General features: G+C 71.5%; 10 protein-coding genes and 1 pseudogene. 6 read left to right on the top strand and 5 right to left on the bottom strand.

Translation table 11 applies throughout. From position 1 onward, the window contains the following. Nucleotides 1-173: 173 nt before the first annotated feature. A complete protein-coding gene (locus tag AB0F81_RS48550; protein ID WP_360210775.1) occupies nucleotides 174-2,171 on the bottom strand; it encodes an MFS transporter in 1,998 nt (665 codons plus the stop codon). A 30-nt stretch (nucleotides 2,172-2,201) separates the two neighbouring features. Here AB0F81_RS48550 and AB0F81_RS48545 point away from each other — a divergent pair, with 30 nt between their 5' ends. Beyond that, the gene (locus tag AB0F81_RS48545; protein ID WP_360210773.1) at nucleotides 2,202-3,095 is read left to right on the top strand and encodes a DUF3027 domain-containing protein; all 894 of its coding nucleotides are present in this window, start codon (nucleotides 2,202-2,204) and stop codon (nucleotides 3,093-3,095) included. Nucleotides 3,096-3,102: 7 nt separating this feature from the next. Here the strand turns inward: AB0F81_RS48545 and AB0F81_RS48540 are convergent, their stop codons facing one another. After that, the gene (locus tag AB0F81_RS48540; RefSeq protein ID WP_360210777.1) at nucleotides 3,103-3,309 is read right to left on the bottom strand and encodes a DUF2530 domain-containing protein; all 207 of its coding nucleotides are present in this window, start codon (nucleotides 3,307-3,309) and stop codon (nucleotides 3,103-3,105) included. Nucleotides 3,310-3,574: 265 nt separating this feature from the next. Here AB0F81_RS48540 and AB0F81_RS48535 point away from each other — a divergent pair, with 265 nt between their 5' ends. The 4 genes from AB0F81_RS48535 (at nucleotide 3,575) to AB0F81_RS48520 (ending at nucleotide 7,693) form a co-directional block, all read left to right on the top strand. Beyond that, the gene (locus AB0F81_RS48535; RefSeq protein WP_360210771.1) at nucleotides 3,575-5,026 is read left to right on the top strand and encodes an NCS2 family permease; all 1,452 of its coding nucleotides are present in this window, start codon (nucleotides 3,575-3,577) and stop codon (nucleotides 5,024-5,026) included. Nucleotides 5,027-5,148: 122 nt separating this feature from the next. Then, nucleotides 5,149-5,583, top strand: coding sequence for a MarR family transcriptional regulator (locus AB0F81_RS48530; RefSeq protein WP_360210769.1), 435 nt, complete (start codon nucleotides 5,149-5,151; stop codon nucleotides 5,581-5,583). 81 nt (nucleotides 5,584-5,664) lie between these two features. Next, nucleotides 5,665-7,080, top strand: coding sequence for an MFS transporter (locus tag AB0F81_RS48525; RefSeq protein ID WP_360210767.1), 1,416 nt, complete (start codon nucleotides 5,665-5,667; stop codon nucleotides 7,078-7,080). 145 nt (nucleotides 7,081-7,225) lie between these two features. Next, nucleotides 7,226-7,693, top strand: a complete 468-nt coding sequence (locus AB0F81_RS48520; protein ID WP_360210765.1) for a hypothetical protein — start codon at nucleotides 7,226-7,228, stop codon at nucleotides 7,691-7,693. On the opposite strand, the gene AB0F81_RS48515 is transcribed toward AB0F81_RS48520, so the two are convergent. Then, nucleotides 7,645-8,007, bottom strand: a complete 363-nt coding sequence (locus AB0F81_RS48515) for a hypothetical protein (protein ID WP_360210763.1) — start codon at nucleotides 8,005-8,007, stop codon at nucleotides 7,645-7,647. The genes AB0F81_RS48520 and AB0F81_RS48515 overlap by 49 nt on opposite strands. Before the next feature lie 53 nt (nucleotides 8,008-8,060). On the opposite strand from AB0F81_RS48515, the gene AB0F81_RS48510 reads away from it, so the two are divergent. Continuing rightward, nucleotides 8,061-8,657, top strand: coding sequence for a TetR/AcrR family transcriptional regulator C-terminal domain-containing protein (locus tag AB0F81_RS48510; protein WP_360210761.1), 597 nt, complete (start codon nucleotides 8,061-8,063; stop codon nucleotides 8,655-8,657). Here the strand turns inward: AB0F81_RS48510 and thpR are convergent. Further along, nucleotides 8,629-9,126: an RNA 2',3'-cyclic phosphodiesterase gene (gene thpR / locus AB0F81_RS48505; RefSeq protein ID WP_360210759.1), complete on the bottom strand. Its 498-nt coding sequence runs from the start codon at nucleotides 9,124-9,126 to the stop codon at nucleotides 8,629-8,631. The two genes, AB0F81_RS48510 and thpR, sit on opposite strands and share 29 nt — an antisense overlap. Before the next feature lie 8 nt (nucleotides 9,127-9,134). Continuing rightward, a pseudogene (locus tag AB0F81_RS48500) lies at nucleotides 9,135-9,499 on the bottom strand (DUF3071 domain-containing protein); the annotation flags it as partial.

The raw sequence follows: 9,499 nt of genomic DNA, 5'->3' as shown, positions 1-9,499 counted from the left end.
GGACACCTGGGACCAGCCGCTGCGCGGTTCGTTCAACCAGCTCCGCAAGCTGAAGAAGAAGTACCCGCATCCGACGCCGACGGCCTCGACCACGGCCACGTCCGGGTCGATCCCGGCACGGACGGCGTCGGCCTCGGCGGTCACCGCTGTCACGATCAAGAGGGGGTACGGCCTCACGCGTCGTCACCGTCGCCGGGGTCGCCGTTGCGGGTGGAGGAACCGGCGCTGGACGGCCGGTACACGTGGTAGCCGGGCGGCGCGACGGAACGGTCGGGCGGGATGCGCTCGGTCCGGTCGGCGCCGGCCGCCGGGTCGACCCGCGCGGTGCGGTCGGTGACGTCGGCCGGGTCCATGCGCGCGGTCCGGTCCGTGCTGTCGACCGGGTCCATTCGTGCGGTCCGGTCCGTGCTGTCGGCCGGGTCCATTCGTGCGGTCCGGTCGCCGGCCGCGGATTTCGGCCGGCCGTCGGTCGCCTTGTTTCTGCCGCGCCCCTGCCACCACCTGCGGCCGGCGGGCGGCTCGACCAGCGTCCGGTCCTTCTCCGGGGTGTCTTTCCCCGCTGTGTCCTTTCCCGGTGCTGCGGTGGGCATCCGTTTCGGGCCTGCTCCGGTGCGGGACGGCCGGCTCGCTGCCGGGCCGCGCTGAGCCGGCGTGCCGTGGTGGGTCGGCTCGGGCACGGTGGGCGCCTCCGGCCATGGATCGGCCGGCATCCCCCCGGGCGCGGCTTCCGCCGCCGGTTCCGCCGCCGGTTCCGCCGGCGTCGAGCGGGCGGGCTCCGCCTCGTCGGGTGCGCGTTCCTCGATGTCCGGGGCGTCGGGCCGGCCGGCCAGGCGCTCGTTGTGCAGGCGCGCCGCCGCCCAGGCCGCCCGGCCGGCCGCGAGGACCGCCAGCACGGCGGCGAGAGCGATGCCGAGGCGGCCGGTGAGCGGGATCAGGCCGATGCCGCCGCCGGCCACCCAGGCCAGCATGAGCACCGTCTCGGAGTGCGCGAATGCGGTGGCCCGCTGCTTCTCCGGCACCCGCTCCTGGATGCTGGCGTCCACCGCCAGCTTGGCGATCCCGCTGAAGATCGCGGTGAACAGCGCCAGCAGCGTGACCATCGCGAGGTTGTAGAAGACCGTGGCGAGCACGGCCACCCCGGCGGTCACCACCAGGCCGCTGGACTGCAGGGCGAGCGGGCGGCGGATGGTCAGCCCGGTCCCGGCGGCGGTGGACATGAAGGTGCCCAGCGCGAGCGCCGCACCGACCACACCCACCGCGGCGCCCCGGCTGAGCTCCCAGCCCAGCACCGTGGTGTTCAGGTCATCGCCCATGATCGCGAAGGTCAGGAAGAGCAGCAGGAAACCGTAGAGCAGCCGCAGGCTGGCACTGCCGAGCAGCGTCGCCAGGACCAGGCGGCCGGCCAGCGGGCGATCCGCGCCGCGGCCCATCCGCAGGACCGTGCGCCACGGCTTGGGCATGGCCTCCGGCGGGTCGGAGTCGGCGCGTGGCGGCAGGCGCAGCGAGATGACCACCCCGACCATGAAGATGACGGTGGCGACCCGCAGCGGCCACTGTGGGCCGAACTTGAAGGCGAGCAGGCCGATCGGGGCGACCAGGATGCCGGCGAAGGTCCCGTAGACGCTGGCGCGGGCGCCCACCTGGGACAGCCCGACGCCCTGGGGCAGCAGGCGGGGGACGGCCGCGGAGCGGGCCACCCCGTATGCCCGGGAGAGGGCGAGCACCCCGAAGGCGGCCGGATAGAGCCCCCAGCCCAGCAGGTTGTCGGCCATCACATAGGCCAGGAAGGCGCGGCCGAGCATGGTGGTGGCCAGGGCGTAGCGCCGGCCGTGCCGGAAATGGTCGAGCAGCGGGCCGACCACCGGCGCCAGCAGCGCGAACGGCACCATGGTGATCAGCAGGTAGAGCGCGACCTTGCTGCGCGCCTCACCGAGCGGCACGCTGAAGATCGTCCCGGCCAGCCCGATCGCGATGAGCGCGTCACCGGCACAGGAGATCGCGTGCAGGTCGAAGAGGCGGATCATGCCGACCTCGTTGGCGGCGCCGCGGGCGCGGGCCGAGCCGACCCGGCGGGTGGCCCAGGCGCTGCCGCGCATCGAACCGCGCACCACCAACCGCACCGCCTTGACGCCGGTGCCGACGGTGCGTCCGAGTGTGGGAAGCAGCGGCATGGGAACCATCCTGACTGATGTGGGCGACCGATGCCCCCTACCACGCCCCGGTATCTGGGGACTCGTTGCGGGTCACCTGCGCCGGTAGGCAACAATGGGCGAGTGACCTCCAGGACCACCTCCCGCGCCGCCCGACTCGACCAGGTCTGTGCCGATGCCGTCGGGGTGGCTCGCGGTGCCATCACCGATGTGGACCCGGCCGACGTCGGCGAGCACCTTGAAGCGATCGCCGAGGGCGACCGCGTCGTGACCCATTTCTTCGAGAGCCATCTGGACGGCTACAAGGGCTGGCGTTGGGCCGTGACGGTGACCCGGGTCCCGCGCAGCCGGCACGTCACCATCTGCGAGACGGTCCTGCTTCCCGGGCCCGACGCGCTGCTGGCGCCCGGCTGGGTCCCGTGGAACGAGCGGGTGCAGCCCGGCGACCTCGGTGTGGGCGATCTCATGCCGACCGCGCCGGACGACGACCGGCTCGCCCCGGGCTATGTGCTCAGTGACGACGCCGCGGTCGAGGAGGTCTCCTGGGAGATCGGCCTGGGCCGGTCCCGGGTGATGTCGCGCGAGGGCCGGATCGAGACCGCCCAGCGGTGGTATGACGGGGAGTCCGGCCCGGAGGCCCCGATCTCCACCGCGGCGCCGCGCAACGCCCGCTGCGGCACCTGTGGCTTCTACCTGCCGCTGGCCGGCACGCTGCGGCAGATGTTCGGGGTCTGCGGCAACCTCTACGCGCCGGACGACGGCCGTGCGGTCAGCGCCGACCACGGGTGCGGTGCGCACTCCGAGGCCCTGCTGGCCACCACCGAGCAGCCGGTCGACGAACTGCCCACGGTTTACGACGACAGCGAGGTCGAGGCCGTGGCGGTCAGCCGCGGGCACGGCTCGGTCGAGTCGGGCGAGCCCGCCGAGGATTACGGCCACAGCTGAGGCCCCCTCAGCTCACGACGTGGAACTCCGGGTGCGTCAGCGCCCGGCGGCGCTTGCGCTGCCGGTCGTGGACGACCATCGTCAGCGTGCCCGGAATGCCCCAGAGCAGGCCGGCGACGCAGATCCGGATCCAGTCCTCCGGCGCGCCGGAGAGCCAGAGCACGAGCAGGGCGATCGCGAAGCCGGCGACGCCCGCCAGCGCGAACGGCACCATCGGCGGGTCCAGTGGTTCGGGCCGCGGTTTCGTCCCGGTCACCACGGTGAGGGCCGGCAGCGGTTCGCCGGTGTGCGTGGCGGGAGACAGGTCACTCACTCCGACAGGGTAAAGCCATTACGCACCGCATCGGTGGGACGCGTGAGAGTTGTAACATCACTTCGCTTTTGCCGAGGTCGTCGCATCTGAAAGCATGCGCCCAACCGCTGAGTCTGCGCAGGGTCGCGCAGTAGGCCTCCGCTGTTGTGTCGCCCCGGAAGGTCACATGTCCACTGATACCGAAGCACCTTCACACGCACCGAAGAACGGCTTCGACCGGTTCTTCGAGATAACGAAGCGCGGGTCCACGCTGAGCCGTGAGATCCGCGGTGGTTTCGTCACATTCTTCACGATGGCTTACATCGTGGTCCTCAACCCGCTGATCCTGGCCGGCGGCACCGACAAGACCGGCGCGCACCTGCCGCTCGCCGCGCTCGCCGCCGGCACCGCGCTGGTCGCCGGCGTGATGACGATCGTGATGGGCGTGGTCGCCCGGTTCCCGCTGGCCCTGGCCGCCGGGCTCGGGGTGAACGCGCTGGTCGCCTACGAGATCGCGCCCGAGATGACCTGGGCCGACGCGATGGGCCTGGTGGTGATCGAAGGTGTGCTGATCGCCATCCTGGTGCTGACCGGGCTGCGCACCGCCGTGTTCAAGGCGGTCCCGACCCAGCTGAAGACGGCCATCGGTGTCGGCATCGGCCTCTTCCTGATGATCATCGGCCTGGTCGACGCCGGTTTCGTGCACCGCGTGCCGGACGCCGCCAACACCACCGTCCCGGTCGAGCTCGGCCTGGGCGGCAAGCTGATGACCTGGCCGACCCTGGTCTTCGCGATCGGCCTGCTCTTCACGCTCATCCTCTTCGTGCGCAAGGTCAAGGGCGCGATCCTGATCGGCATCCTGGGCACCACGGTGCTGGCGATCGTCGTCGAGGCGATCGCCAAGCTCGGCCCGTCGGTCACCAACCCGCACGGCTGGTCGCTCAACGTGCCGACGCTGCCCGAGAAGATCATCGACACGCCGGACCTGTCGCTCATCGGCCAGTTCAACGTGCTCAACTCGTGGTCCGACGCCGGTGTGCTGGTCGTGCTGATGTTCATCTTCACGCTGCTGGTGACCGACTTCTTCGACACCATGGGCACGATGGTCGCGGTGGGCCAGGAGGGTGAGCTGCTCGACTCCGAGGGCATGCCGCCGCGGACCCGGGAGATCCTGCTCGTCGACTCGGTCGCTGCCGCGGCCGGTGGTGCGGCCAGCGTGTCCAGCAACACCTCGTACGTGGAGAGCGCCTCCGGTGTCGGCGAGGGCGCCCGCACCGGTGTCGCCAACCTGGTCACCGGTGTGCTGTTCCTGCTGGCGATGTTCCTCGCGCCGCTGGTCAAGGTGGTGCCGTTCGAGGCCGCCTCGACCGCGCTCGTGGTGGTCGGCTTCCTGATGATCAGCACGGTGCGGCAGATCGACTGGTCGGACTACACGATCGCCATCCCGGCGTTCCTGACCGTCACGCTGATGCCGTTCACCTATTCGATCTCGAACGGCATCGGGGCCGGGGTCATCTCCTACGTGGTACTGAAGGCGGCCGTCGGCAAGGCGCGGGAGATCCACCCGCTGATGTACGGCATCGCCGTCCTGTTCGTCCTCTACTACGCCCGGGGTCCGCTCGAGGCCTGGATCCTCTAGTTTCGTGCGTTGCTGACCACCGTCACCGGCTGCGCTACCGTGCCGGTGACGGTGGTCTCAGGCATTTCAGATGTCGTTAGCCATGCTCATTAGTTAGGCTAAGGATCGTGATGGAGCGGGTGATGACGACGGAGCGTGCGACAGCGGAACCGCTGGCCAAGACGCTGCGGGACGCGATCACCCGGCTCGGCCGCCGAGTCCGCCAAGCCCGGCCGGTCGGTGACCTCACGTTCAGTCAGCTTTCCGCGCTGACCAGCCTCCAGCTGGCCGGTGCGCTGACTCCCCGTGAGCTCGCCGACGTGGAGCGGGTCCAGCCCCCGACGATGACCAAGATCGTGGGCAAGCTGGAGGAGCGCGGGCTGGTGGCGCGCACGCCGCACCCCACCGACGGGCGCCAGGTCATCCTGGCCGCCACCGACGAGGGCCGGGCGGTGTATGCACAGCACGAGCGGGCACGTAACGAATGGCTGGCCAGGGAACTGGAACAGCTGACCCCCGAGGAACGGGCCACCCTGGCGCAGGCTGCGGAGATCCTGCAGCGCATCGCCCGGGGCTGAGCAACCCCCGCGCACCCCGGTCGTTCCGCTTCGTCACATGACGATGACGCGTACGACCGAGCCTTTAGGGGGCGCAGCCACGTGCGGGCAGGCCTGAACTCCACATTCCGATCCCTGCAGGTCCCGAACTACCGCCTCTTCGCCGGCGGGCAACTGGTGAAGCTGATCGGTGTGTGGATGATGTTCACGGCCCAGGACTGGCTGGTGCTGGAACTCTCCGACAACTCTCCGGGTGCGCTGGGCACGGTGACGGCGCTGCAGTTCGTACCGGTCATGGTCCTCACTCTCTGGAGTGGCCGCCTGGCCGACCGATATGACAAGCGCAAGCTGCTGATCTGGGCGAACGCCGCGTTCGCGGTGTTCGCGATCGCGTTCGCGGTCCTGGTCGCCTCCGGTGTGGTGGTGCTCTGGCACGTCTTCGTCTTCGCCCTGCTGCTCGGCATCGCGAACGCGATCGAGACGCCGGTACGGCAGGCGTTCGTCTCCGAGCTGGTGGAGTTGCGCCTGCTGCCCAACGCGCTGGCGCTGTCCGCGGCGACCTTCAACGTCGCGCGGATCAGCGGGCCGGCGCTGGCCGGTGTGCTGCTGGCGACCGTCTCCACGCCGGGTGTCTTCCTGATCTCGACCGTGCTGGCGATCGCCCCGGTCTTCACCTACATCCGGATGCGGACCGCTGAGCTGCACCGCACCGATCGCAAGAACCGCGGCGGCGCGCGGGTGATCGACGGGCTGCGCTATGTCGGGAAGCGGCACGACCTGCTGCTGCCGATCTGCCTGATGGCCGTGATCGGCATGATCGGCTTCAACTTCCCGGTGACCCTGGCCGCCCTGGCGAAGATCGACTTCAACGCCGGGCCGTCGTCGTTCGGCCTGCTCACCACCGCCCTGGCGATCGGCTCGCTCGGTGGTGCGCTGGCCGGCACCCGGCGGCGGTCCCGGCCGGGCGTCTACCGGGTGATCGGGGCCGCGCTGCTGTTCGGGCTGTTCGAGGTCGCGGTCGGGTTCGCGCCGAACTTCGCGGTGGCGGCGCTGCTGCTGGTGCCGACCGGGTTCTTCTCGATCTACCTGGCGCAGGGGGCGAACCACCGCGTGCAGATGGGGGTGGACCCCGAGTTCCGCGGCCGGGTGATGGCGCTCTACGTGCTGGTGTTCCTGGGCACCACCCCGATCGGTGCGACGCTGGCCGGCTGGTGGGGTGAGCACTTCGGGGTGTCGTCGAGCATCTGGGCGGCGGGGCTGGTCAGTTTCGCCGCGGCGGTGGGCGCGCTGATCTGGCAGCTGCGGGTCGGCGGGGAACGGATCCAGGTCCGGGTGCGGCCTCGGTGGAGTGTGCGCCTGGTGCGGTCCACTGAGCCGGAATCCGGCGCGGTGCCGGCCGCGCGGTCGCACGCCCCCTCGTCCGGCCCGTCCGACTGGGAGACTGTGGACGGCCAGGAGGGTCGCCGGGTCTCGCGGAGCCATGCCGAGCCGGTCGCTCCCTCGCGCGTCCGCATCTGACCGCACACCAGTCCACGATTCTGGCGAATTCGGCCCCGACTCGGGGCGAATTCGCCAAGATCCGCGTTTGCGCTGGTGAAGCTGGCAGAACGCCTCCACCAAACGGGTATTCCGGCCCGCACGAGCAGCGCCTAGCGTCGAATCCGTGGCAATCGCGCACATTGCTGTGCTCTCGGCGGCGCTGTCAGCGCTGCTGATACTTCCGTGCGCGGCCGCAGCCCTGCTGGGCCCCGACGCGCGTCACGTGCGCCGGCTGTTCAGCCGCCGCGGCCGCCAGGAGCTGCGCGCTCTGCGCCGGCTCGACCGGACCCTCCGGGTCCTCGACCCAGCACCGCGCCTCGCGGCGCTGGACGATCCCACGATCGAACAGATTGCGTACGACCTGCAGCGGCTCGACATGCAGCGACGGACCGGACCGACCCGTTCCTCGGCGGTGTGGCTCGCCGCCGTGCTGCGGGCCTACGACGCCCGTCTGCAGCTGGCCTGCCGCTGCCTCGGCTTGCCCGAACACCTGCAGCCGCTCCACGGGGTGGACCGGGAGATCGAGCGGGTCCGGGTGGAGGGTCAGCTGGAAGCGGCGGGGCTGACCCTGCGGCGGCCGGGCGCTCGCTGAGAGCGGGCCAGCGCCACGGCCAGCGTTGCCGCGGTCACGGCGCCGATGAGGCTGGGTAGGCCGAGTTCGCTGCGTACCGCGTACGAAAGAACCGATGTGGTGAGCACGCCTGCCGCATAGCTGAAACCGATGGTGAGGGCGGCCGGGGCCGCCCTCGGCGGCAGGAGCGCGCCGACCAGCAGGAGCGCGCAGAGGATCAGGTCGGGGACCAGGAACAGGTTGTCCCGGCGCCAGGAGTCGTGCAGGAAGAGGAAGACGAAGGTGCTGAGGCTGAGAAAGGCCGCGGCGGCGCGGCCCACGGTGAGGAGTCGCATGTCTACACCGTAGACATGCGACGCACGGTTGTCTACGGCGTAGACTTCGGCTTGTGCCCCGAAGATCCCTCACGCCCGCGCTGATAGCGGAGGCCGCGCTGCGGCTCGGTGACCGCGACGGCCCGGCCGCCATGTCCATGCGGCGCATCGCGGGGGAGCTGGGATGCGATCCGATGGCGATCTACCGGCACTATCCGAATCGGGAAAGCCTGCTCGACGCCGTCGCTGACCTGGCCCTCGCTGACGTTGCGGCGCCGGAGCGGGCGGCGGGGTGGGACGAGCGGGTGCGCGGCATCCTGCTGGCGGTGCGGGCCGCGGCGCTGCGGCATCCGGGGATCGCGGCGCACGTCGCGGCTCGGCCGCCGCTCGGGGCGCACGGGCTGCGGCTGGCGGGGGAGCTCAACGCGGCCCTCGCGGAGGCCGGGCTGTCATCGTCGGGAGTGGTCCGGGCGGTGCAGGCGCTGATCGCGTATGTGGCTGCGGCGCTGGCGATGGCGGTCAACGCGGGGGTCCGCGATGAGCGGTGGCATCAGGTGAGCAGGGCGCTGACCGGGCTGCCGGGGGAGGACCTGCCGGTGGTCGGCTCGGACGAGCAGTTCGAGTACGGCCTGCGGCTGATGATCAACGGGATCCGGGCCGAGGTGGGTTGACCGGCCAGGTCCGCAGCGTGTGGTAGTCGCCGGCTGCGCTCTGGACCAGGGCGAACTCGGTCACCGGCCAGGACGGGCCGGCGTAGGTCCCCAGCGCCCGCTGGACCGCCCGGTCGAACCGGTAGGAGACCGTCAGGTGCGGATGGAACGGGCGGTCGTCACTGGGGAGACCCGCCGCCAGCAGCGCCGACCGGACCGTCTCGCGGAACGCCGACAGCCTGTCCACGTCACCCGCCAGGGCGGCCCAGAGGACCGAGCCGAACCGGCCGCCGCCGGACAGGTGGAGGGTCAGCGGGCCGGGTGGCGCCACGGTGTCCAGAGCCTGGGCGGCATCGGGGGTGCGCTCGTCGGGCACGTCACCGAGGAAAACCAGGGTGACGTGCCACTTCTCCGAGCGGGTGAGCCGGCTGCCCGCGGGCAGGTGGCGTTTCAGGTCGAGCCGGGCGTCCTCGCCGGGGAAGACGGCCACGAACAGGCTCAGGAGGACTCCCGGGCTGCGGGGCCGCCCCCGAACAGCACGTCGTCCCAGCTGGGCAGGCGCTTGCGCGGCTTGTTGCTCTCCTCGGCCTCGGTGTTAGCCGGGGCGGGCTGGCCCACCGTGCGGCGCGGGCGCAGGACCGCCAGCGACGGCACGGCCGGCACCTCTTTCGGCAGGTCGGCGTCGTCGTCGAAGGCGGAGCCGGAACCGCCGCCGAGCAGGGCCGCGGCGCCGCCGGCCACCGGGCGGCGGGGCGCCGGGTCGAGCGTGCGGCCGGAGCTGCCCTCGAGCGGACGGTCCAGGGAGGCGAGCAGGGCGTCGCGGCCGGCGCGGATCGGGTCGCGGGACGGCCGCGCGGGCGCCG

Source organism: Actinoplanes sp. NPDC024001 (assembly GCF_040638955.1).
Classification (GTDB): Bacteria; Actinomycetota; Actinomycetes; order Mycobacteriales; family Micromonosporaceae; genus Actinoplanes.
Note: the sequence above shows the minus strand (reverse complement) of the source record. Positions and strands in the feature narration are given on the sequence as shown.